Origin of the sequence: Enterococcus sp. H57 (genome assembly GCF_003112495.1) — a bacterium.
Classification (GTDB): Bacteria; Bacillota; Bacilli; order Lactobacillales; family Enterococcaceae; genus Enterococcus_B; species Enterococcus_B faecium.
The window spans coordinates 40577-64762 of the sequence record NZ_BEHC01000001.1 but is presented as its reverse complement, the minus strand read 5'-3'; the positions used below and the strand labels follow the sequence as shown (position 1 = coordinate 64762).

24 protein-coding genes, 1 tRNA gene, 1 pseudogene and 1 other annotated feature are annotated in these 24186 nt (G+C 37.6%); of the genes and pseudogenes, 24 read left to right on the top strand and 2 right to left on the bottom strand.

Annotated features, from left to right (window positions below; translation table 11 throughout):
* Positions 1 to 212 precede the first annotated feature (212 nt).
* From DIZ30_RS00340 to DIZ30_RS00300, 9 genes are all read left to right on the top strand, one after another.
* Positions 213 to 362: a teichoic acid D-Ala incorporation-associated protein DltX gene (locus DIZ30_RS00340; RefSeq protein WP_002288113.1), complete on the top strand. Its 150-nt coding sequence runs from the start codon at positions 213 to 215 to the stop codon at positions 360 to 362.
* A gap of 10 nt (positions 363 to 372) precedes the next feature.
* Positions 373 to 1887, top strand: a complete 1515-nt coding sequence (dltA, locus tag DIZ30_RS00335; protein ID WP_002317605.1) for a D-alanine--poly(phosphoribitol) ligase subunit DltA — start codon at positions 373 to 375, stop codon at positions 1885 to 1887.
* The gene (gene dltB, locus DIZ30_RS00330) at positions 1884 to 3086 is read left to right on the top strand and encodes a D-alanyl-lipoteichoic acid biosynthesis protein DltB (protein WP_109023035.1); all 1203 of its coding nucleotides are present in this window, start codon (positions 1884 to 1886) and stop codon (positions 3084 to 3086) included. Before dltA ends, dltB begins: the two co-directional genes overlap by 4 nt.
* 48 nt (positions 3087 to 3134) lie before the next feature.
* Positions 3135 to 3368, top strand: coding sequence for a D-alanine--poly(phosphoribitol) ligase subunit DltC (gene dltC, locus DIZ30_RS00325; RefSeq protein WP_002288092.1), 234 nt, complete (start codon positions 3135 to 3137; stop codon positions 3366 to 3368).
* A gap of 2 nt (positions 3369 to 3370) precedes the next feature.
* Complete coding sequence (dltD, locus tag DIZ30_RS00320; protein WP_002288094.1) at positions 3371 to 4639, top strand: D-alanyl-lipoteichoic acid biosynthesis protein DltD; 1269 nt, start codon at positions 3371 to 3373, stop codon at positions 4637 to 4639.
* A 140-nt stretch (positions 4640 to 4779) separates the two neighbouring features.
* Complete coding sequence (locus DIZ30_RS00315) at positions 4780 to 5862, top strand: M42 family metallopeptidase (RefSeq protein ID WP_002288096.1); 1083 nt, start codon at positions 4780 to 4782, stop codon at positions 5860 to 5862.
* The gene (locus DIZ30_RS00310; RefSeq protein WP_002288098.1) at positions 5862 to 6665 is read left to right on the top strand and encodes a DUF975 family protein; all 804 of its coding nucleotides are present in this window, start codon (positions 5862 to 5864) and stop codon (positions 6663 to 6665) included. The genes DIZ30_RS00315 and DIZ30_RS00310 overlap by 1 nt, the downstream gene beginning before the upstream one ends.
* A 69-nt stretch (positions 6666 to 6734) precedes the next feature.
* Positions 6735 to 7475, top strand: coding sequence for an MBL fold metallo-hydrolase (locus DIZ30_RS00305; RefSeq protein ID WP_098188784.1), 741 nt, complete (start codon positions 6735 to 6737; stop codon positions 7473 to 7475).
* Positions 7476 to 7485: 10 nt separating this feature from the next.
* The gene (locus tag DIZ30_RS00300; RefSeq protein WP_109023034.1) at positions 7486 to 8490 is read left to right on the top strand and encodes a lipoate--protein ligase; all 1005 of its coding nucleotides are present in this window, start codon (positions 7486 to 7488) and stop codon (positions 8488 to 8490) included.
* Between the two features lie 44 nt (positions 8491 to 8534).
* Here the strand turns inward: DIZ30_RS00300 and DIZ30_RS00295 are convergent, their stop codons facing one another.
* Complete coding sequence (locus tag DIZ30_RS00295) at positions 8535 to 10379, bottom strand: hypothetical protein (RefSeq protein ID WP_104890450.1); 1845 nt, start codon at positions 10377 to 10379, stop codon at positions 8535 to 8537.
* 211 nt (positions 10380 to 10590) lie between these two features.
* On the opposite strand from DIZ30_RS00295, the pseudogene DIZ30_RS00290 reads away from it, so the two are divergent.
* The 5 genes and pseudogenes from DIZ30_RS00290 to DIZ30_RS00270 all read left to right on the top strand — a co-directional run bounded on the left by DIZ30_RS00290 (position 10591) and on the right by DIZ30_RS00270 (position 14573).
* A pseudogene (locus DIZ30_RS00290) lies at positions 10591 to 11108 on the top strand (signal peptidase I).
* Positions 11109 to 11235: 127 nt separating this feature from the next.
* A complete protein-coding gene (locus tag DIZ30_RS00285; protein ID WP_002288107.1) occupies positions 11236 to 11919 on the top strand; it encodes an O-methyltransferase in 684 nt (227 codons plus the stop codon).
* 308 nt (positions 11920 to 12227) lie between these two features.
* Positions 12228 to 12301, top strand: a tRNA-Arg gene (locus DIZ30_RS00280).
* A gap of 158 nt (positions 12302 to 12459) precedes the next feature.
* Positions 12460 to 12819, top strand: coding sequence for a DUF1304 domain-containing protein (locus DIZ30_RS00275; protein ID WP_109023033.1), 360 nt, complete (start codon positions 12460 to 12462; stop codon positions 12817 to 12819).
* A 122-nt stretch (positions 12820 to 12941) separates the two neighbouring features.
* Positions 12942 to 14573, top strand: a complete 1632-nt coding sequence (locus tag DIZ30_RS00270; RefSeq protein WP_002325458.1) for a SulP family inorganic anion transporter — start codon at positions 12942 to 12944, stop codon at positions 14571 to 14573.
* Positions 14574 to 14634: 61 nt separating this feature from the next.
* On the opposite strand, the gene DIZ30_RS00265 is transcribed toward DIZ30_RS00270, so the two are convergent.
* On the bottom strand, positions 14635 to 15276 hold the full coding sequence (locus tag DIZ30_RS00265) for a uracil-DNA glycosylase (RefSeq protein ID WP_002289449.1): 642 nt from the start codon (positions 15274 to 15276) through the stop codon (positions 14635 to 14637).
* Positions 15277 to 15461: 185 nt separating this feature from the next.
* Positions 15462 to 15538: a sequence feature (ribosomal protein L21 leader region), on the top strand.
* 19 nt (positions 15539 to 15557) lie between these two features.
* Here DIZ30_RS00265 and rplU point away from each other — a divergent pair.
* The 10 genes from rplU to DIZ30_RS00215 all read left to right on the top strand — a co-directional run bounded on the left by rplU (position 15558) and on the right by DIZ30_RS00215 (position 24170).
* Positions 15558 to 15866, top strand: coding sequence for a 50S ribosomal protein L21 (rplU, locus tag DIZ30_RS00260; RefSeq protein WP_002289450.1), 309 nt, complete (start codon positions 15558 to 15560; stop codon positions 15864 to 15866).
* Between the two features lie 26 nt (positions 15867 to 15892).
* Complete coding sequence (locus DIZ30_RS00255; protein WP_104890449.1) at positions 15893 to 16237, top strand: ribosomal-processing cysteine protease Prp; 345 nt, start codon at positions 15893 to 15895, stop codon at positions 16235 to 16237.
* A 12-nt stretch (positions 16238 to 16249) separates the two neighbouring features.
* Complete coding sequence (rpmA, locus tag DIZ30_RS00250) at positions 16250 to 16543, top strand: 50S ribosomal protein L27 (protein ID WP_002289452.1); 294 nt, start codon at positions 16250 to 16252, stop codon at positions 16541 to 16543.
* A 433-nt stretch (positions 16544 to 16976) separates the two neighbouring features.
* Positions 16977 to 19784, top strand: a complete 2808-nt coding sequence (locus tag DIZ30_RS00245) for a sigma 54-interacting transcriptional regulator (protein ID WP_199914192.1) — start codon at positions 16977 to 16979, stop codon at positions 19782 to 19784.
* 190 nt (positions 19785 to 19974) lie between these two features.
* Positions 19975 to 20466 (top strand): mannose/fructose/sorbose PTS transporter subunit IIB, encoded by a 492-nt coding sequence (locus DIZ30_RS00240; protein WP_002289455.1) that lies wholly within the window; start codon positions 19975 to 19977, stop codon positions 20464 to 20466.
* 102 nt (positions 20467 to 20568) lie between these two features.
* The gene (locus DIZ30_RS00235) at positions 20569 to 21558 is read left to right on the top strand and encodes a mannose/fructose/sorbose PTS transporter subunit IIB (protein WP_002289456.1); all 990 of its coding nucleotides are present in this window, start codon (positions 20569 to 20571) and stop codon (positions 21556 to 21558) included.
* A 32-nt stretch (positions 21559 to 21590) separates the two neighbouring features.
* Entirely contained in the window at positions 21591 to 22394 is an 804-nt protein-coding gene (locus tag DIZ30_RS00230) for a PTS mannose/fructose/sorbose transporter subunit IIC (protein WP_002294546.1), read from the top strand.
* Positions 22395 to 22414: 20 nt separating this feature from the next.
* Positions 22415 to 23329, top strand: a complete 915-nt coding sequence (locus DIZ30_RS00225) for a PTS system mannose/fructose/sorbose family transporter subunit IID (protein WP_002286670.1) — start codon at positions 22415 to 22417, stop codon at positions 23327 to 23329.
* A gap of 82 nt (positions 23330 to 23411) precedes the next feature.
* Entirely contained in the window at positions 23412 to 23786 is a 375-nt protein-coding gene (locus DIZ30_RS00220; protein ID WP_002286668.1) for a DUF956 family protein, read from the top strand.
* A gap of 138 nt (positions 23787 to 23924) precedes the next feature.
* A complete protein-coding gene (locus tag DIZ30_RS00215) occupies positions 23925 to 24170 on the top strand; it encodes a GlsB/YeaQ/YmgE family stress response membrane protein (RefSeq protein ID WP_002286666.1) in 246 nt (81 codons plus the stop codon).
* The last annotated feature ends 16 nt before the right edge of the window (positions 24171 to 24186 follow it).

Here is a 24186-nt window from a genome sequence, read left to right as displayed (position 1 = left end):
CCACAAAAGCAAAATGCCCGTAGAGCCGATAAAATAAGGCTTTGCGGACATTTAAGAAGATATAAAAAGATAGTCAAAAACACATATATAATTTTTATAAAAGCTATGTGACAAAACTGTTAGTAAAAAAACGGTTTCTGTAAGCTAGACACATGTTTCTTTTTGTCAAAATTAGTTACACTTTGTGTGAGGTTATATGAGGAGGGAATCCAATGAACAAATGGCGTTCTAATCCAAAATTGAATTATTGGGGAAAATTCATCATTCGAACAATTTTTTATAGTGCAGTACTGCTGTTCCTGATTTATCTGTATCACTATAAAAATATTCAAGGAGGAACTTTTATCTATAACGAATTTTAGGAGGAAGAGTATGGAAATCAAAACGATTATTGAAGCAATCGATGATTGGGGAATAAATGAACCTGATCGAGTTGCTTATCAGGCGGATGAGACGCATACTTTTGGTGAATTGAAACAAGCATCAGACGCACTTGCTTATTATTTAGAAAAAAAGGTAGAAGGTGATGGACCAATTGTCGTTTTTGGCAATTTGGAGTTTGAAATGATTGTCTCATTTCTAGGGGTTGTCAAATCTGGCCATGCCTATTTGCCGATTGAAGAGCATACACCCAAGGAGCGTATCCTGTCGATCTTTCGGGTGGCTAAACCATCTATGGTCATCAGTATCGGGGACTGGATAGAAGATATTCCTTCGGTTCCTGTCATAACAAAAAAAGAATTTCAAGAAATCAAGAAGATACCAGTAGGATTTTATCCCAGAAATAGCGTAAAAGGTACAGAAAATTTTTATATTATTTTTACTTCTGGTACTACTGGAGAACCAAAAGGCGTACAAATCAGTCATGATAATCTAGTCAGCTTTGTTCAATGGACGATGGAAGACTTTGGGATCAAGCCTGGTATGCATTTCTTAGCCCAAGCGCCATTTTCTTTTGATTTATCGGTATTTTCTATTTATCCTGCATTAGTTTCTGGCGGGATGCTGAAGCCGTTAAATAAAGCAGTTGTTCAAGACTTTCGTCAATTATTCGCGACATTGCCAGCCTTGAAGTTGAATGTATGGGTTTCTACTCCATCATTTATGGATATTTGCTTGATGGAACCTACATTCAATGGAGAAAATGTGCCGGAATTGGACATGTTTTTATTTTGCGGAGAAGAATTGACGAAAAAAACTGCAGAAAGTCTACTTGATCGATTCCCAAATGCACGGATATATAATACTTACGGTCCAACAGAAGCAACTGTAGCTATTTCAAGTATTCAGATTGACCAGCATGTACTAGATAGTTATGACCGACTACCGATTGGCTACGTAAAAAAAGACACGAAAGTTTCTATTGTCCAAGAAGGCAAACCTGTTTCAAAAGGAGAAACGGGTGAAATCATTATTGCAGGACCAAGCGTATCAAAAGGTTACCTGAACAATCCCGAAAAGACAGCTGCTGCGTTCTTTTGTCAAAATGACTTAGCAAGTTACCATACAGGGGATGCAGGTAGACTAGATGAAGATGGGCTTTTATTTTATGAAGGACGTATGGATCAGCAGGTCAAATTACATGGATACCGGATTGAACTCGGGGATATCGAACATTATCTGCTCCAAGACAACCGAATCAAACAAGCTGTCGTCGTACCAAAATACCAAGGAACAAAAGTACAGCAGCTGGTTGCTTTTGTCGTATTAGAAGACAAAACGAAACAGCCGGATTTTCAGTTGACTAAATCTATCAAAGAACAATTACTAGAAGTTGTGATGGATTATATGATTCCTCAGAAGTTCCATTATGTCGATCTGCTGCCTCAGACAGTTAATGGAAAAATCGATCGAAAAAAATTAACAGCTGAGGTGAATCCTGAATGATGTTACCTCATATGATCCCTTATGCAGAGCCGTTTTATTTTTTTCTTTTAGCCATTGCGCTTGTACCGATCGTTCTATCTTTATTGATATGGGAAAAAAGATTACCAGTTTATCAATCAGCAGTGACACCTTTCTTTTTATTTGTCAGCTTTGGAGGTAATTATTGGCAACAGGGAGCGGCGCTAATTGGGTATGTTTTGTGGCAGACGATACTTGTATGGGGCTATTTTGTTTATCGGCAAAGGAAAAATCAGACAGGATGGTTTTTTGCCGCCGTTATTTTAGCGATAATTCCACTGTTTTTAACGAAAGTGACTCCTTTTTTTGAACATGGAAAAGCATCGTTACTTGGTTTTTTAGGAATCTCTTATTTAACCTTTAAATCTGTACAAATGATCATGGAAATAAGAGATGGCATGATCAAAACATATAAGCCATTTCGTTATATCCAGTTTCTGCTGTTCTTTCCAACAATCTCTTCTGGACCAATCGATCGCTATAGGAGATTTGAAAAAGATCAGCTCCATCCGCCTGTTCGTGATAAATATGTTGATCTTTTGGGAAAAGGCGTCCAAAATATTTTTGTCGGTTTTTTATATAAATTCATTATCGGTTATTATTTTGGTCAAGTACTGCTTCCTGTAGTGGGACGCATTGCCTTACAGCATGGTGGTATTTCATGGGCATTAGTAGGTTATATGTACGTGTACAGTATGTATTTGTTTTTTGATTTTGCTGGCTATAGCTTATTTGCAGTCGGTACAAGCTACATGATGGGGTATCAGACACCAATCAATTTCAATAAACCTTTTTTATCATGGAATATCAAAGAATTCTGGAATCGTTGGCATATGACGCTGTCCTTTTGGTTCCGTGATTATGTATATATGCGATTGATGTTCTTCATGATGAAGAAAAAATTTTTTAAAAGCAAGATCGTAATGTCAAATATCGGTTATTTTGCTTTGTTTCTTCTAATGGGTATATGGCATGGATTGACGTGGTACTACATCGTATATGGACTGTATCATGCTTGTCTGATCTGTCTGACAGATGCATGGATCCGATTTAAGAAGAAGCATAAAGAGCAGTTGCCTTCTAACAAATTTACGCATGGCTTAGCCGTATTTTTGACATTTCAAGCAGTATGTTTTAGCTTCCTGATTTTTTCAGGATTTTTAGATAAACTTTTTTTTTAGCTAACGAATAGTGACATATTAATTTATATAACAAAGGAGAAAAGGAAAATGGAAGAACAAATTTTATCAATCTTAGAAGAAATAACAGGAACAGATGAAGTAAGAAAAAATCGTGATATTGATCTATTTGATGAAGGGTTGCTTGATTCTTTAGCATCTGTTCAATTATTAGTCGAGCTAGACGGAGAGCTGGATATCCAAGTCCCTGTATCTGAATTCGAGCGAGAGGATTGGAGCACACCGAATAAAATCATTCAACAAGCAACTGCATTGAAGGGTTGAGTATGAAAAAGAAACTTTTTGCTATTTTCGGCCCGGTTGTTTTAGCTGTTGGCTTACTGTTTGTGTTTTTTACCTCCTCCTATCAAGTAGATATCTCTAATCCAGAAACGATTAGACGTGCCTCTTCTTCCATGTCAGTGAACGTGTTGAAAGGAGATGCGATAAAAAATTATGCATTATCTGAAAAACAATATATTCCTTTTTTTGGCTCAAGTGAATTAAGCAGAATCAGTCCATTTCATCCGTCTGTTCTGGCAGAAAAATACCAGCGAAACTATCGTCCATTTTTGCTGGGAGCACCCGGGACACAATCGTTAAGCCAATATATGATGATGCGTTCTGCAGGAGATGCTATGAAAAACAAGAAAGTCGTCTTTATTATTTCTCCTCAGTGGTTCGTTAAAAATGGTGTAAAAACTGATTACTTTAATACGTATTATTCTGAACTTCAAACATACGACTGGTTGTTTTCAATGAAGAAAGTAACGCCTGCTGATCGCTATTTAGCTAGAAGATTATTAACTTTCTCAAAAGTAAAAGAGAATGATACGTTGACGGCGATTCTGCAAACGATCAAAAAAGGAAAGCTACCTTTACCTGAATCTTTGAATCAGCTGCGCAGCCAATGGAACATGCTGAAGAGAGAGGATGAAGTATTCAGCAATATTGGGTTGAAAGATCGACAGCAAAAAATCGATCATGAGTCAAAACGATTACCAAAACAATACCAAGAAACAGAATTATCCATTTTAGCAAATCAAATTGGAGAACGAGAAACGACGAATAATCCATTCGGGTTGAAAAACGATTTTTATACGCATCGTATCCGAGCCCACGAGCCAGAGCTCAAACAGTCACAAAAAAATTGGGATTATCGTTTTTCGCCAGAATTTTCTGATTTTCAGCTGGTCTTGGATCAATTAGCAAAAAACCATAACGAAGTATTGTTCATCATCCCACCGGTTAACGAGAAATGGAGCGATTATACCGGACTATCTCAAGAAATGTTACAAGGATTTGCCAAAAAGATCAAATTTCAATTAAATAGCCAAGGATTCAATCGAATAGCTGATTTTGTCAATCAAGCGGGTACCAACTATTTTATGGAAGACACGATCCATCTAGGCTGGAAAGGCTGGTTGGCTGCAGATCAACAGATCAGACCGTTTTTAGAAGAAAATCATATTACTGCTAGTAAGTATCATCTTGACGATGCTTTTTTTAGCAAATCTTGGCAACATCAAATACCAGATAAACTACAATTAAAATAAAGAAAACAGGCGAGTGTTGCTCGCTTGTTTTCTTTATTTTTGAATATTCTGAATAAAAGATAAAAATACCAAGTTTGCCTGAACAAAAATCATAAGCAATGGTATAATCACAATATGAATATAGAAATGGGGGAAAACATTTGGATACAAAAGAAGAACAGCTACTTATTGATTTAACTTCTGCAAAAGGAGTACCTGGAAATGAAGAAGAGGTAAGAGAAGTATTCAGAGAATATGCCAAACCATTCGCTGATGATATTTTTTATGACGGTTTAGGCAGTGTGATTGCCAAACATGGTGCTGGCGGAGGCCCCAAGGTCTTTATTTCTGGACATATGGACGAAGTTGGTTTTATGGTAACAAAAATAACCGAAAAAGGATTCTTGGAATTCCAAACTCTTGGAGGTTGGTGGGGGCAAGTCATGCTTGCTCAGCAAGTTGAAATCAAAACACGTGAAGGGAAAATCGTCCACGGTGTGATTGGTTCCAAACCACCACATGTTTTAACACCTCAAGTAAGAAATAAACCTTATGAAATAAAGGATATGTTCATTGATATTGGCGCATCAAGCCAAGAAGAAGCCAAAGAGTGGGGCATACGTCCTGGAGATATGGTCACTCCATATATTGAATACAAACGAATGAATGGCAGTAAATATTTACTGGCAAAAGCATGGGATAATCGTATCGGGACAGCTGTTTCTCTGCGAGTATTAGAGAATCTATCTAAAGAAGCACACCCAAATGTTTTATTCGCAGGAAGCGATGTGCAAGAAGAAGTAGGCTTGCGAGGTGCTCGAACAAGTACACACCTTGTAAATCCCGATATTGCTTTTGCTTTAGATACTGGTACAGCAGGAGACACTCCAGGAATGACACCAAAAGAAGCAGATTCGATTTTAGGAAAAGGCCCACAGATTTTGATTTTTGATGCATCTATGATCCCGCATAAAAAATTATTGAATTTTGTTATTGATGTAGCAGAGGAAATGGATATTCCATTCCAATATACAGTGATTTCTGGCGGAGGAACTGATGCAGGACAAATGCATTTGACAAGAGATGGTGTTCCGTCTGTAGCCATTACCGTTCCTGTTCGTTATCTGCATTCCCATACATCAGTGATTCATGAAGATGATTATTTGAATACAGTGAAACTAGTCACAGAATTAGTGAAACGGCTTGATAGTGAAACAGTTGAAAAAATTCGGAGTTATGAATAATGAATAATAGAATACCTATTTCTGAATATCGGAAAAAAGCACGAGTTTCTTTGGAAAATCAATGGGGAATCAATACTTGGCTTGTTTTCTTATCTATAATATTTACGAGCGTCATCCAGAACTTTTTTGACGGTTTCAGTCCTTTTCCGGAAGAAAGCATGCAGCAGCACTTATTGAGTTTTCTAGTCGATAATTTACTTTTATTCGCATTCAACTATGCATTGTTTTACATTGCGCTAGTAGTTGTACGGGGTGGCAGACCAAAAAGTAACCTTTTATTTTCAGTTTTCCAAAGAAAGTATTTTGGTTCGATACTTGGCATCAATTTGATCAATTCAGTCATCAACTGGCTACTCAACAGTTTAATCTTTCTGCCCATGTTTTTAATCAGCGGAGTGAGTACTTATATGCAGCTGCTTTTCAGTTCAAATGCGGTACCTACGGGTGTCATGCCAGAAGATTTTCTTGATATCAGCTTTGTTTTATCGATGATAGGGATGATTTTTGTTTCAGCACTCATCATGAGTATTGTTGGCGGTTTATTCCAATTTGCTGCATGGACAAAGTTCGACTATCCTGATTTGTCGGTTATTCAATGTTTGAAATATGGCTGGTTTTTATTGAAAGATAGAATTGGTACGTATATTTTGTTGCAGCTGTCTTTTATCGGCTGGTATTTGCTAGGAGCAATCGCTTTGTTCATCGGTCTTTTGTGGGTCATTGTTTATGTGAATGTGTCAGTTGCAGAATTTTATGAACAAGCACGGATTGAAAAAGGAGGTCCAGACGCCTATTTTACTTAGCATGTAAGCAGTTTATTCATCAAAAAAATAACTTTTGTGGTAGGATAAATCTTTGAGGGGGAATGTACGATGAAATTAACTGTTTTAGGATGCTTAGGAGCGTATCCTTATAAAAATCAAGGGACAACAGGTTATTTGCTTCAATCTGACGGGTTCAATTTGTTAATCGATGCAGGTAGTGCTACGCTGATCAAATTACAAGAACGCCTTGATCCACTTGATCTAGATGCTGTGATCCTTAGCCATTATCATCATGATCATATTGCTGACCTTGGTGTATTACAGTATTACTGGCAACTTCATCCTAAGAGAAATCCGGAGACATTGCTTTCAATTTATGGACACACAAAAGATTCCATTCACTTTGAAGAATTGACGATGGAAAATGTCTCAAAAGGACATCCTTATTTTGAAGCTGAAGAATTAAAAATTGGTCCTTTTCTGATTACTTTTATGGAAACAATCCATCCAGTAGTATGTTACGCCATGCGTATCGTAGAAGAAACAACGGGGAAAGTATTCGTATTTACAGGTGATTCAGGTTATTTGGAAAGTTTCGCTGATTTTGCGAAAGATGCTGATTTGTTTCTAGCAGATACCTATCTTTTTGAAGGAAATGAACATCATCATGCCCATTTCACTTCAAAAGAAGCTGGAGAACTTGCGAAATCAGCTAACGTAAAGAAACTTGTACTTACACACCTACCTCAGTTTGGTGATTTAGAACAATTGAAAAATGAAGCGCAAAAGGCAGCAGGCAAAGGGATTGATGTAGAACTTGCTGCAGTTGACAAAGTGTTTAACATTTAGGAGGAAGAACATGATTTTTGTACCAAATGAAAACCACGACCCAAGAATCAATTTAGCAATTGAACAATATTTGCTGCAAGATATGCCTTTAGATGAACCTATTTTGCTCTTTTATATCAATGAACCTTCAATCATCATCGGCAGAAACCAAAATACGCTTGAAGAAATCAATCGAGATTATGTGGAAGAAAATGGCATTCATGTTGTCCGTCGCTTAAGTGGAGGCGGAGCTGTCTACCATGATTTTGGAAACCTGAACTTTAGTTTTATCATGCCTGATGATGGGGATTCATTCCGTGACTTTGCGAAAGTAACACAGCCAATCATCCGAGCACTTCATGAATTGGGTGTTGCTGGGGCGGAATTGAAAGGCCGAAATGATCTAGTCATTGATGGCATGAAATTTTCTGGCAACGCGATGTATGCTACCAACGGTCGGATGTTTGCTCATGGAACAATTATGTTCGACTCTGATATCAATGAAGTAGTCAATGCATTAAAAGTAAAAAAAGACAAAATCGAATCAAAAGGAATCAAATCGATCCGTTCTCGTGTAACGAATATCAAACCATTTCTTCCAGAAGAAAAGCAAAAAATGACAACAGAAGAATTTCGTCAAGAAATCTTGTTGAAAATTTTCGGCGTAGAGTCAGTAGAAGAAGTAAAAACGTACGAATTGACTGATGAAGATTGGAAAAAAATCAATCGAATCTCTGAGGAATATTATCGAAATTGGGATTGGAATTACGGGAAGTCTCCAGATTTCAATTTCTCTCGCCAAAAACGTTTTTCTATCGGTTCGATTGAAGTCCATTTGAATGTCTCAGAAGGAATGATCAAAGAAGCAAAAATCTTTGGCGATTTCTTCGGACTAGGAGATATCTCTGACGTGGAAAAAAAATTGGTTGGACAGAAATATGATAAAGCATCTCTATCAAAAATAGTCAGCCAAATTGATGTGAAGAAATATTTTGGTGCGATAGAACCAGAAGAATTGCTTACCTTACTTTATTGAAAATAAAAAATAGCGGAATCCACATATATGGATTCCGCTATTTTTTATACAGGATTCGGGTAATTTCGAGAGAGTTGAACAGTGATCCGATCAATGAAAGTATCTTTTTCCTGCGTTAGTGTTCCTGTGTAACGATCCGCTACGTCTTTCATCATCATTAAGTCAAAACGTTCCTGATCATCTAATTCTTCTGTGATGCCTCGACTAAATAGGTTTGTATCGTAATGTGCACTATGTTCGCAACAAATGACGAAATGTTCCTCTTGTTCGTGTATCGACAAATAAATTTTTCGATACAGTGGATTTTCGATGGCATGAGTTTCTCTAAAGGAATGCTCTAAAGCGTGGATCAAAAGTTGAGCCAGATCGTCATCGTTGATAGGAAGTTCTTCGGGAAGATCTGCTTGGAAGGTTATCTGAATATTCCGTTTGGCAGCTAACTTCTGGTAACGCGCTAAGATAAGATTTGTCACCTGGTGGTTGCAAAAAGAACACAGCATTTCGAAATTTTTTGCTTCTTCTAATATCTTTTCCACATAGTTTTTAGCTTTTGTTTGGTCCGTATGCATTAAATCTTGCAGATTCTCCATCTCTTGGACAAATTCCAGGCGAAGTGTATTTACTTCTTGGATATGCTGTCGAAGCTGCTCATAATGTTGCTCCAACAAATCATTTTTGATTTTTAAGAAATCTACTTGTCTCCGATCTTTGTCGGTATTTAAGATGTGATCGATTAGATTGTAGCTGATAATAACGATTAGAATAATAATATATAAAATCGTAGACCAATTGATCGTTGTTTGATAGATACCTAATGCCGTTTGGATGTAAATCAAGCAATGGATAATGGCTACCAAGACGATCCAAGGTGTACAAGCTACATAAAAACGGTTATTCTTATATGCTTCGCCAATGCATGCAAGTGAAGTGACTAAAGTGCTTATAACACTAGCAATATTAGCAATCGGCATTAATTCAGGAAGTTCTGCAGGAGTAAAAGTTGCATAAAGCAGAACGCCGATAAAAATCAAAAGTTGGAACGTACAAAAAATTCCGTACCATTTTTTATAGTAAAACATTCGGCTCCAATAGTAGCAGATGATGAAAGCTGACGTTAAGATAATAAATAAATGAGATAAAAAAGAATGAACGAATGGTTCAAAAAGAATACCACTTAAAATATCTTCTGATACAGCTTCAAATCCTAATGCCAAAGCAAAGCAACTTAAGAGAATAAGTGAGTATTCAAGACGTTTTTGTTTATACATCAAGTAGATCGTATAGAAAAAGGTCCCTATAGCGATAAAAACAGCGATTATCATCGTCAATACTTGCGGCACTGATTGTGAATAAATAAAACTAATCAATGGTCCAGTTGTTCCTAGATAAACTTTCGGTGGCAGCCCAGCATAGTTCTGATAAGGAGATGAGACTGTAAGGGTCAATTTTTTTCCGATGTAATTTGCTGGTAAATCTATCACAGCCAATGAGAGTCCGGGATTGCTTTCTTCCTGATAATCTTTCCGTTGGTATAAAATCTTTTCGTCTAGATATACAGTAATCCATTGATGGTTTCCTTTGATTAGTAAATTTGCTTCGTCCAACGGTTTTTCAAGTGTCGTTTCCATAATGAATGTTTCGTCTTTATCCACGGTAGGAATCGTACGAGTGTACTTGCTGTCAAACTTAAAATCAGGATCATCTTTTGTATAGAAAACCCACGAATCTTTTATTTCTTTCATTTGATTGCTGTCTGCAGGAGAAAAAATAAAATAAAAGAAATAAGCAATTCCTGTTAAAAATAACAATGATAATATAATGATTATGCTCCACTTTATACGTAAATAAAAAGATTCTTTTTTATTATATATGTTATTAAAAAAAGCCATAAAGGTATTCCTTTCTAAAACTTGTAATGTTAGGGTAAACGTTTTTTAAACTAACGTCAATTATTTATAATGAAAAATGAGATAAAGATGAGGAAATAGAATTAGAAACATGTAATTATTAAAGGGAAACATTTTTACAGCTATAATTTGAAAAAAATTTATCGTTATTATATGGTTAAGAAGGATTGAATAAAGAAAGAAGTTGAAAACGATGCCTGATTACAAAAAAATAACTTTTATAAGTTCTATAACGTTGATTATATTTTTAATTCTTATTCTTCTCGTCGTCTTGGTTCCCCGAATTTTTGGTTTGACTCCTTATATTATTGAGGACAAAGAAATGAGTCCATATTATGCACAAGGAAATCTGATATATGTACGACCGAAAAATACAAATGAGATTTTAGTCGGAGATATTATTACATATTATGAAAATTCAGGAAAAAAATCTCGACGCGTCGCGTAATAGCCGTTGAAAACAACCACGAAGATTTTTATACAAAAGCTGATACAAAGACTTATATTGAGCCTGGAGTAGTAAAAAAGAGAAATATTATCGGTAGTCCCATCTTTCAGATTCCATATATTGGACTAGTCCTTTCAAAAACGGCATTTGCATGGATTCAGGGGTTATTATTTACGATTGCTTTTTGCCTAACAGGAATCACAGCATGGAATACCTTTGTAGAGTTGAAAAAGAAGCGGAGACGAACACAGAAATTTTTGTAAGAATGTTAAAAACATAAATGTATTCCAGAGATCCAACGACTCTTCTGAACATGAAACACGAGAAAACACTCATGCAGCTTGTAGATTTAGTCAGTTGTTCGTATAATGTGTGAAGAGGAGGAGTAGTATGCGCAATGAAATGATGCATCGTCCTGTAGTCAAAGAAGAACTATTGGATTTTATGCGTACCCAGCAAAAAAAATTACCGGGTGAGCTAGGCAAACTGGAAGAAGAAGCTCATGTAGCAGAAGTACCAGTTATTCCCCATGAAACAGTTGTATTTTTGAAATTTTTACTTGGACAGCTTCAGCCTGAACGAATCTTGGAGATCGGAGCAGCTATCGGTTTTTCATCAAGTGTCATGGCCACGACAATCGGAGAAAACGCTCATGTTACGACAATTGATCGTTTCGATGTCATGATCGAGAAAGCTAAAAAAAACTATGAACGTCTAGGACTGACAGATAAAGTGACTTTGCTTGAAGGTCAAGCAGCAGATATCTTGCCGGAGTTGTCTGGTCCGTATGACTTTATTTTTATGGATAGTGCAAAATCAAAATATATTGAATTTTTACCTGAATGCTTACGTTTGTTAAGAAAAGGTGGCGTTTTGATGGTAGATGACATCTTCCAAGGAGGAACGATCTTGCTCCCAGATGAAGAGATTCCCCGTGGCAAACGAGCTATCCATCGTAAATTAAATGAATTTCTTCGTGTTGTGATGGATCATCCCGATTTGACATCGACAATCTTGCCATTAGGTGATGGTGTGATCTTAATGACAAAGGAATCAGAAACAATCGAGTTGTGATACATGATTATGGCAGCCTGTAGATAATCGATTGAATCGAGGGCTCAATTCGAACTTGATGTAAAAGTTTCTATATTTGTAAGTCAATTAAAGGATACAGGAAATCTAAATAAACAGGAGTAGCATGAAGTCAATGTAGCTCCTGTTTTCCATTGATAACCTTAGAACAGCTGAAGGAGAATGTCTCGTTTTAAAAGATTGATTTAGTAGTTGGGCCAAAATAATTCATTATTTGCTAATTAAATAACTATTTCGTATTGACAGAAGCAATTTAATTATCTATAATTATTGATGTTCCGCTGATTCTTGTCATAGTAGCTCAGCTGGATAGAGCATCCGCCTTCTAAGCGGACGGTCGGGGGTTCGAATCCCTCCTGTGACGCTAAAAAACCGTTAGAAACTGAGGTTTCTAACGGTTTTTCTTTGTTTTTTGTGCCAATATTGTTTGTTTTCAAAGGCAAATAAAATAAAAAAACATCCTTATCGAGTACAATTATAAGGAGCAAAAAAATAAAACTCATCAGAAAAGAGGAAGAAGATATGACGATACTATCGAAAATTTTAGTGACTCTAGTTGCAATTGAATTTTTTTATATCATGTATATCGAAACGGTGAGAACTGATTCTGACACGACAAGTAGGGTTTTTAAAATGAGTAAAGAAGAGTTAAGCAGAAAATCTGTTCAAACATTGTTTAAGAACCAAGGAGTGTACAATGGACTATTAGGAGTGGGACTACTTTATGGAGCTTATCTTTCTTCCGCATCTAAAGAAATCACAAGTATGCTATTAACATCTATTTTTTTTGTTGCATTATATGGCAGTTTGACTAGCGATCGTTGGATTTTACTCAAACAAGGTGGGCTAGCTCTGTTGGCATTGCTTTCTATTTTCTTATAAATATAGAAAAAATAAGAATTTATCTAACAGGAAACTTTGTGAAAAATATTACTTTATCTCATGAAATATGATATTCTAATGAATGGTATTTTAGAAAATTTCATGAAAAAGGAGTTAGATAGGTGTTCAAAAATTATGTTTCCTCACTAAAAAAAGAATTTTCAGGTTATGATCTTTCAAGATTTCAGAAAGATCTTTTGGCTGGGATCACAGTAGCTGCTGTAGCATTGCCTTTAGCCTTGGCTTTTGGGGTGTCAAGCGGAGCTGATGCGGCCGCAGGTTTGATTACGGCTATCATTGCCGGTATCGTCATTGGCGGTTTATCAGGCGGTTTTTATCAAATATCAGGTCCGACAGGTGCGATGGCAGCTATCTTGATGTCTATTGCGGCAACAAAGGGAATGCAAGGTGTATTGCTTGCTACTTTTTTAGCGGGTCTATTTTTACTTGCAGCAGGACTTTTCCGATTAGGAACACTGACTTCTTTTATCCCAGCACCCGTAATTACGGGGTTTACTTCAGGTATTGCTATCATTATTGCATTAGGTCAGATCGATAATTTATTTGGTGTTCACTCGGAAGGTACAAACGTTATTGAAAAACTAAGTAGTTATCAAACGATAGGATTTCCGATAAACACAGCCTCTTTGATCATGGGAGGGCTAGTCATTTTAGGGATGTTTATCTATCCAAAAAAATGGGCGAAACGAATGCCTAGTTCGCTGCTGTCTATCATTTTGGCAACAGCAGTTATGCTATTGTTCCATTTACCAGTAGCAACTGTGGGTAAGATTCCACAAACATTGATCAGTAGTAATCGTTTGAATATGGGAGATTTTAGCTTTTCTGCCTTGCAACAAGTGGCAGTTCCAGCTATTAGCATTGCTTTATTAGGAATGATTGAAAGCTTGCTATGTGGTGCTTCGGCTGGCCGAATGGCAAATAAGCCCTTAGATAGCAATCAAGAATTAATGGCGCAAGGAATTGGAAATCTGTTGCTTCCTTTCTTTGGCGGGATTCCTGCTACTGCGGCCATCGCCCGTACAAGCGTGGCCATCAAATCTGGTGCACAAACTAGATTAGCTGGTATGATACATGCAGTTGTCTTACTGCTCTCCATGCTTGTTTTTGCGCCAGTGATGTCACAGATTCCAATGCCAGCACTTGCAGGTGTTTTGATCGTGACGGCTTGGCGTATGAATGAATGGGAAACGATCAAGGAGCTATTTACTAATAAATATTGGTCAGCAGTTCTATTGTTTATCCTTACGATGATTTGTACAGTTATCTTTGATTTAAGTATTGCTATCGTGATCGGGGTGATCGGCGGCTGTGTATTTTTTGTTGTCAAAAGCGCTGCTATCACGATTTCATTAGAAACGATCGATTGGCAAAGAATGGGGCTGCCAGAAACGGAAAAGCTGAATAACTGGACAGTAGTGTATATTAGTGGTCCACTGTTTTTTATGTCTTCAGAAAAACTCAAAAATAAATTGGAAGAACTAAATCATCACGATGGTGTCATTTTCTCCATGCGAGGCGTACCAAGTATTGATTTGACGGCACGTGCAGTTTTTGATGAATTTCAAGAAAAAGCAGAGCAAAGAGGACAAACGATTATCTATACTTCCTTGCAGCCAGAAGTAGAAAAACAACTTTCTCACTTGTGGGAACATACATTCACGCATCAACATCAAACAGTTGCTCATGCGTTGACAGCTTTACATGCGAAATATACTGCAATTAGCCATTAAAACAATGAAAAAGAACAGACAAGACTGTAAACTGAAGATTTTATGGTCTTGTCTGTTCTTTTTAATATTGCTGTAAAAGTGAAGCTAGTACTTGCCAGTCTTGATGGATAACAGGTACAAGGGAGCGATTGTAGAAAATAGCTGCTGGATGAAAAAGTGGAAGAATTCGATAGTTTTTTTCTGACCATTCGTAGGCATCCTTTTGTTCTGTTAATTGTAAGACAGGCCCTGTATAGAGTTGACCATGATTTTTGGTAACCGTATATTCTTTGCCAAGTAAACGTTGAAGACCAATGTTTCCAAGTGTCGCAATTAATTTTGGCTGGACCTTCATCAGTTCGTAATCCAATATTGGTGCATGCGCAAATACTTCGGAACGAGTAGGTGTCCGATTTGGATAAACAGTTTCTGACTGTTGTGTCCGTTTATTGATCCGATGAGTCACGCGATACGGGCGGCTCCTTACAGCACTGGTGATATACACCTCTTCTCGTGTTAAGCCAGTTGAAGAAAGTGCCTGCATCAATTCTTTTCCAGCTTGACCGCTAAAAGGAACATGCGTATCAATCTCTGTTTTCCCTGGGGCTTCTCCCACGAGCATCAGTTTAGGATGAAGAGGTCCTTGCCCAGCGATAAATCCTTCTACAGGACGGCCGTTCATTCTTAAAGAAGCTTCTTGTATCAGTTCTTTTGGGTATTCCATTTATGCTCCTCCTTTTTCTTTTATTATAAGAATAAAAGAAACACAATGCGACTATTTTATTTGGTAGAACTGTGAGGATAGAAAAGCAGAAGTATTGCTTGAATTTTTGTTTTACTTTTTGATTTTAAATTTAGTTGACTAACGGTTGCTGTTCTGGTAAGCTAGTACTGTTGTAATTGTGGACTCCACAGCTACAACCGCTCAGAACAAGTAATAAGCACAGCATATGCTGTCACTTCGGATGGCGAGTCTAAGTATATCAGAAGGAGGTGCTTTATAGCATGTACGCAATTATTAAAACTGGTGGTAAACAAGTAAAAGTTGAAGTGGGACAAGCAATCTATGTTGAAAAACTTGACGTTGAAGCAGGAGAAAAAGTTGTTTTTGACGAAGTTATCTTAGTAGGCGGCGAATCTACAAAAGTAGGCGCTCCAACTGTTGCAGGTGCAACTGTTGAAGGTACTGTTGAAAAACACGGCAAACAAAAGAAAGTCGTTACTTTCAAATACAAACCTAAAAAACATTCACACCGTAAACAAGGTCATCGTCAACCATATACAAAAGTGGTTATCGACGCGATCAACGCTTAATAGCGTTTGAGAAAGAAGGCCTATATATGATCAAAGGAACATTTAAGCGAAATGACGCAGGTCAGATCGTTTCATTCACTTTGACCGGGCATGCTGATGCTGGTCCTTATGGAAGTGATATCGTTTGTGCGGGTGTTTCTGCGTTAGCGATCAGCACTGTCAACGGGATTGCCTCATTAGCCGGTTTTGAGCCGATTGTTGAAATGAATGAAGAAGAAGGCGGTTATCTTTATACCGAAGTCACTGCAGGAATGACACAAGAACAAAACAATATTGCTGAGATTCTATTAGAAAATCTTTTATTAGGATTACAATCGATAGAAGCTGAAAACTCAGAATATATCCAAATTAAAACAATTAATGATAAATAGGAGGTGCAGACCATGTTGTTATCTATGAATCTACAATTATTTGCCCACAAAAAAGGTGGCGGTTCTACATCTAACGGCCGTGACTCAGAATCAAAACGTCTAGGTGCTAAACGTGCTGATGGACAAACAGTTACAGGTGGATCAATTCTTTACCGTCAACGCGGTACAAAAATCTATCCAGGTGTAAACGTGGGTATCGGTGGAGACGACACTTTATTTGCAAAAGTTGATGGCGTAGTACGTTTCGAACGTAAAGGCCGTAACAAAAAACAAGTGTCTGTTTATCCAGTAGCTCAAGAAGCTTAATTGAATCTTATGATTAAAGAGGTTGTGACAAGACTTTTGTCACAGCCTTTTTTGTTTATAAAAATAAAAGTTGTAGTGGAGGCTACGAAGTTTACTTTGTCTTTTTACACTTAATATTTTTTTGCCATCTTGTAATCAGGATGTTTTGATAACTATCGTTTTCAATTGATGGAAGCTATATTGTTTGCTATCAGTGAAATAATTATATGGTAAACAGTGTTCTTTTTCTTGTTTCCATTATAAAAATCGTATCGGGATTTTTCGTTCTTTTAAATTGAACATTTCTATCTATCCGCGTGTTATCAACAAAACAAAATCAGGTAAATAGTTGACGAAACAGAAATAAATACATAGTATTATGTTTTGAAGCCTAAGTACAACAGTCTATAGAAAAGGAGCGATACCATTGGCAAAACGCATTGACCGAATTTATATGTATGTCAAAGAAAAAACCGCTCATTTAACAAAGGCAGAATATGATCAAGGAGTAACAACACAGGAAATTGCTGAAGTGTTAGGGATTCAGCGAACAAATAGCAGTAAAGATCTGAATCAGCTAGTGCGCGAAGGAAAACTGATAAAGACAGACGGACGACCAGTACGTTACATATATCAAACACTCGTTACGCACGTAAAGCCAGTTACAAAACATGTAGTCAGTTACAAAGAAACGCCGGTCTCTGAAGAAAAAAATACACTCCAAATAGATACTAAGGATATCTTTGCAAAAATCATTGGAGCTAACGGCAGCATGAAAAATTCAGTGGAACAGGCAAAAGCTGCGATTTTGTATCCGCCAAGAGGATTAAATTGTTTGATTACAGGACCTACCGGATCAGGAAAGACTTATTTTGCACACGCGATGTATCATTTTGCAAAAGCGCATCATGTAATAGATGAGGAAACGGAACTGATTGTTTTCAATTGTGCTGATTATGCCAATAACCCTGAGCTTTTGATGAGTCATTTATTTGGGTACGCAAAAGGTGCTTTTACAGGCGCAGATGAAGAAAAAATGGGGATTATCGATCAAGCGGATGGCGGTATGCTGTTTTTGGATGAGATTCACCGGTTGCCGCCTGAAGGTCAAGAAATGATCTTTTACTTTATGGATCATGGAACTTACAGTCGTCTTGGGGAAACAACGAAATCCCATGAAGCAAATGTACGGATCGTAGGTGCGACCACAGAAGACCCAGGTTCTTCTCTATTAGAAACTTTTGTTCGGCGTATCCCAATCAATATCAAACTTCCGGCTTTTGAAAAACGTCCTGCAAATGAGAAAGTCGATTTAGTAAAAATCATGATTGCCCACGAAGCAAACCGCACGCAGCGAAAGATTTCTTTGACAGAAGATGTAGCAAAAGCATTGATCGGCAGTGTGACCTATGGAAATATAGGACAATTGAAGTCAAATATCCAGTTAGTATGTGCACGAGGATTTCTAAATCATATGCAATCACCCGAAATCTCGATCACAATCGATGATTTGACAGAAGGGATTCGTAGCGGATTGATTCAATTAGCAAGCAACCGCAGTGCAATGGCAGAGCTTTCTAAAATATTGGAGCCAAAGATAACTGTAGCACCAAATGATACGATCATGAAAATCCAATCGGACTCCTATGAGTTACCTTATAATCTATATGATATCATCGGAGATAAAGCAGCTTTACTGAAGTCGGATGGTTTGGATCAAGAAGCAATCAATCATTTCATTTCTACAGATATCAACATCCATCTGAAGTCTTTCTATAAAGACCATGGTTTTTCTTTTAATGCAGACAGCAAATTAGCAGAATTTGTAGATCCGAAAATCATAGAAGTGACCAATCAGATTTATGTAATGGTCAAAAGATCTTTACCATATGAGTTTCAGCAAAACTTTATTTATGCTATGAGCTTGCATATCAGTTCTTTTTTGAAAAAAATCAACTTAGGAGAAGAACGGCATACGAATGATAACATCCGTGAGATGGCTTTTGATTTTCCAGATGAATATGCTGTTGCGAAAGAAGTGCGTAGTTATATCGAAACGTATTTTCAAGTGGAGATTCCAGAAAGTGAAGACTATTACTTGACCGTTCTACTCGTCTCGTTACGGGCAAATCAAGCAAGCGGCAGAATCGGTGTAGTCGTTGCAGCTCACGGAAACAGCACAGCAAGCAGTATGGTCCAAGTTGTCCAACAGTTGTTAGATGCAGAGAACGTACGAGCAGTAGACATGCCTTTGGATATGGATCCGAAAACAGCATTGGACCGAATTGAACGCAATGTACAAGAAGTAGATGAAGGAAGCGGGGTCATACTCTTAGTAGATATGGGGTCCCTTGTGTCGTTTAATTCGCAAATTCAAAGAGACACTGGAATTCCAGTACGTACTGTTGATATGGTAACAACTTCTCTAGTTTTGGAAACTGTACGAAAGGTCTCAGTATTAGGGACAGATCTAGATATGTTGCATGAATCATTGAAAAATTTTCGAGGTTACGCAGAAATATCTTCTGTAGAATCTGTTCAGGAAGCAAAACCTATTCATAAGAAAAAAGCTGTTTTGGCTATCTGCGCATCTGGCGAAGGTACAGCACAAAGAATCAAAGAATTGATCGAACGAGCGGTAAACAAGCGTCAAGAAACAGAATTAGAAGTTCTAGCTTTGTCGATTGTGGAAGTGAAAGAAGAACTGCCAGTTATCCAAAAAGAATATCAGATCATAGCTACTACTGGGATTACTGATTTGAATATCCAAGCCCCATTTATTCCTTTAGAACGTTTTATTGATCAAAATATCGAAGTCATTTTGGATCAGTTGCTGATGGAATCAGAATTGGAGGAAACTGAATTCATCTCCCTAGATGAAGAGTCAGCTAAAAATACGTGTGTTGAGTTTATCTCTGATAACTACATCTTTATTAATGGTAGTAAGTTAATCGATCCAATGTGGCAATTTTCTACACAAATCTCTCAGACGACGGGAATCGGCGATGAAGAATATGGATTCAAAATCAACCTAGTGATGCACACAGCAGGAATGATCGAACGTATTATTCGGAATGAACCATTGACTGTGGAAGAAAACGAATTGACAAATACAACGAATGATCCTCTTTATAGCCAATTGGCAGCCTCAGTTGTTCTGTTGGAAGATCAGATAAAAGTAAAAGTGCCGATAGAAGAAATGTATTATCTGCTACGTCTAGTCCATAATCAGTTAGATAAAAAAGAATACACTGTGCCATGAATACACAAAAACGATACACTTTTATAGTGTATCGTTTTTGTGTATTGGTTAAGAATCCTTTAAATTCAATTAGTGTATCGTAAAAAAGTTGGCACGCTTTTTGCTTATAGTAGTGTGTGCTAGGAGGTGGTTGTTCACACAGAAATGATAGGGGTTTCTGTGAAGTAGTGAGGAAGAAGGAGTTTTGCAGATGGATATTCGATTGGCACGTATAGATGATCGTTTAATCCACGGGCAAGTCGCAACAGTTTGGTCGAAGCAAACAGGTGTTGAACGTATCATTGTGATCAGCGATGTAGTCGCTCAAGATAAATTGAGAAAGTTTCTACTAAAAGAAGCTGCACCGCCGGGGATCACAGCAAATGTAATAACCGTGCAGAAAATGATTCAAATCTATCATAGTGGATTATTATCACGAGCAAAAGTGATGCTTTTATTCACCAATCCCCAAGATGTTGAAGCGGTTGTCCGCTGCGGTGTACAGTTGAAGTCGTTGAATATCGGCGGTATGAGTTTTACTGAAGGCAAATCAATGATTACCAATTTTGTTTCAGTAAATCAACAAGATATTGATTCCTTTCGTTACTTGAACAGTCAAGAAGTGGAGTTAGAGATTCGAAAAGTACCTGCTGACAGGAAAATCCTTTTGATGGAACTACTAGCGAAAATCAAAAAGGTGTAGCAAGAATGGTTGTTGGAAAAGGTCAAATAATTCTGTTGTAATGGTTAGCAATTATTAATATTTTTGAATTTGTTACAACAAAAGTAAATAGGAGGTATAAATATGGTAGGGATTATCCTAGCAAGTCATGGACAATTTGCTGAAGGAATCTTACAATCCGGTTCAATGATCTTTGGCGAACAAGAAAACGTCAAAGCCGTGATTTTGAAACCAAGTGAAGGTCCAGATGACTTGAGAGCCAAATTGGAAGAAGCGGTTGCTTCTTTTGATAATCAAGACGAAGTGTTATTCTTAGTTGATTTATGGGGCGGAACACCGTTCAATCAATCAAACACATTATTCGAAGAGCACAAAGATAAATGGGCAATCGTCAGCGGTTTGAATTTACCAATGTTGATTGAAGCCTACGCATCACGCTTTTCAATGGAATCTGCTCATGAAATTGCAGCACACATCATTGAAACAGCAAAAGACGGTGTAAAAGTAAAACCGGAAGAATTAGAACCGGCAGAAGCACCGAAAGCAGCAGTTGAAGACGCACAACCTAAAGGAGCACTTCCAGAAGGAACTGTGGTCGGAGACGGAAAAATCAAATATGTATTAGCACGTGTTGACTCACGTCTGTTACATGGACAAGTTGCGACAGCTTGGACAAAAGCAGTGCAACCAAACCGTATTATCGTTGTTTCAGATGCAGTATCAAAGGATGATCTGCGTAAGAGACTAATCGAACAAGCTGCTCCTCCAGGTGTAAAAGCAAATGTTATTCCTATTAGCAAAATGATCGAAGTAGCAAAAGACCCTCGTTTTGGAAATACCAAAGCATTGCTTTTATTTGAAAATCCTGAAGACGTATTGACAGCTGTTGAAGGTGGCGTAGACATCAAAGAATTAAATGTTGGGTCAATGGCGCATTCGGTTGGTAAAGTCGTTGTAAGTAAAGTATTGTCTATGGGACAAGAAGACGTTGAAGCGTTTGAGAAGCTTGAACAAAAAGGTGTGAAATTCGATGTACGTAAAGTACCTAATGATTCACGCGATAACATGGATGATATTTTGAAGAAAGCAAAAGCTGAATTAGCAAAAGCGTAATAAATAATATTAAAATTTATAGGAGGCTTATCATGTCTATTATTTCAATAATTTTAGTCGTATTAGTTGCCTTTCTAGCTGGTATGGAAGGTATTCTTGATGAATTTCAATTTCATCAACCACTAGTGGCATGTACATTGATCGGTTTAGTTACCGGTAACCTCGAAGCTGGTATCGTACTTGGCGGTACGCTTCAGATGATCGCTTTAGGTTGGGCAAATATCGGTGCCGCTGTAGCACCAGATGCTGCATTAGCATCAGTAGCATCAGCAATTATTTTAGTTTTAGGTGGACAAGGTGTTAAAGGTGTTCCTTCTGCGATCGCGATTGCCGTTCCTTTGGCTGTTGCAGGGTTGTTCTTAACAATGATCGTACGTACAATCGCTGTTCCAATCGTTCATTTGATGGATGCGGCTGCTGAAGAAGGAAACATCCGTAAGGTTGAAATGTGGCACATCATTGCTGTATGTTTACAAGGGGTTCGTATCGCGGTCCCAGCAGCAGCGTTGCTATTTATCCCAGCACAAACTGTGCAATCATTCCTTGAATCAATGCCAGCATGGTTAACAGATGGTATGGCTATCGGTGGGGGAATGGTCGTAGCTGTAGGTTACGCTTTGGTAATCAACATGATGGCTACAAAAGAAGTATGGCCATTCTTCGTTATTGGTTTCGTTGTAGCTGCAATTTCTCAATTAACATTGATTGCTCTAGGTGCTTTAGGTGTTGCATTAGCTCTTATTTACTTGAACCTTTCTAAAATGGGTGGTTCATCAAATAATGGAGGCGGAAGCAACTCTGGTGACCCTTTAGGCGACATTTTGAATGACTATTAATCTTGAAGGAGGAAAATAAAATGGCAGAAGAAAAAATCAAATTATCAAAAAAAGATCGTTTAGCTGTTGCGTGGCGCTCTACCTTCATTCAAGGTTCATGGAACTACGAACGTATGCAAAACGGTGGCTGGGCATTTTCTATGATTCCAGCAATCAAAAAATTATACAAAACAAAAGAAGAACGTTCTGCAGCATTAAAACGTCACTTGGAATTCTTTAATACACACCCATACATTGCTTCTCCAATTTTAGGGGTTACATTGGCTCTGGAAGAAGAACGTGCGAATGGCGCGCCTGTTGATGATGTAGCGATTCAAGGGGTTAAAGTAGGTATGATGGGTCCTTTAGCTGGTGTTGGTGACCCAGTGTTCTGGTTTACAGTACGTCCAATGCTAGGTGCACTAGGTGCTTCATTAGCTATGGGAGGAAATATCCTTGGACCAATCATCTTCTTCTTAGGTTGGAACATTATTCGTTGGGCATTCATGTGGTATACACAAGAATTTGGCTACAAAGCTGGTTCTAAAATTACTGATGACCTTTCTGGCGGATTGTTACAAGACGTAACAAAAGGTGCTTCAATTTTAGGGATGTTCGTATTAGCTGCCCTTGTACAAAGATGGGTATCAATCAAATTCTTACCAGTTGTATCAACTGTAAAATTAGATAAAGGTGCTTACATCGAATGGGATAAATTGCCTTCAGGTGGTGAAGGAATCAAGAGTGCATTTGAACAAGTTAATAATGGCTTAGCCCTTTCTCCTGAAAAGGTAACAACATTACAAGACAACTTAGACCAATTGATTCCTGGTTTAGCTGCATTAGGGTTAACATTGTTATGTATGTGGTTGCTTAAGAAAAAGGTTTCTCCAATCGTTATCATCCTTGGTTTATTCGTAGTCGGTGTTGTTGGACACGTCATCGGACTTTTATAATCCATAAAAATATAGCTCGGGCGTTGTCCCGAGCTTTTTTTATATAGTATACTGTTCATAAACAAATATCTGGAGGGAGAAAATGGTTCAATCAATCAATACAAAAGTAGACTTGGTAATTGATGCTACTTCGTTTACGGGTCTGACAGATTACGGGCAAATCATGATAGGTGATAATGGTTTTGAGTTTTACCATGCGCGAGATAGACGCAAATATATCCAAATTCCATGGGAAGAAGTGGATTATGTACTAGCATCAGTCATGCTAAAGGGAAAATGGATTCCTCGATATGCCATTCAAACGAAAAAAAATGGTACATACACATTTTCTTCCAAAGAACCTAAAAAAGTGCTTCGTGCGATCAGAGAATATGTAGATGAAGATAGAATGGTACAATCATTGAGTTTCTTTGATGTAGTGAAACGTGGTATTCGTAGTATGTTTAAACGCAAGTAAAAAATAAAGAAAACTTCTAAGAGGAGGTTTTCTTTATTTTTTTACTTTGCAGAAGAAAATATGAAATAGCAAAACCAATTATTTGTCCCCTTTAAATCCCATATGCTAAAATTGATTAGCAAAGAAGGAGGTTATATTATGAGTTGGTTATGGACATTGATTGTTGGAGCCGTGATCGGAGCAATTGCAGGTGCGATCACCAGTAAAGGAAATTCGATGGGCTGTGTAACGAATATCATTGCTGGACTAGTCGGTTCAAGTATTGGACAAGCGATTTTCGGCGAATGGGGACCAAAAGCTGCAGGTATGGCACTTATTCCATCTATTTTAGGCGCAGTGATTTTGGTAGCAGTTGTCTCATTTTTCTTTGGAAAACGATCATAAGTTTTTACAAAATAGT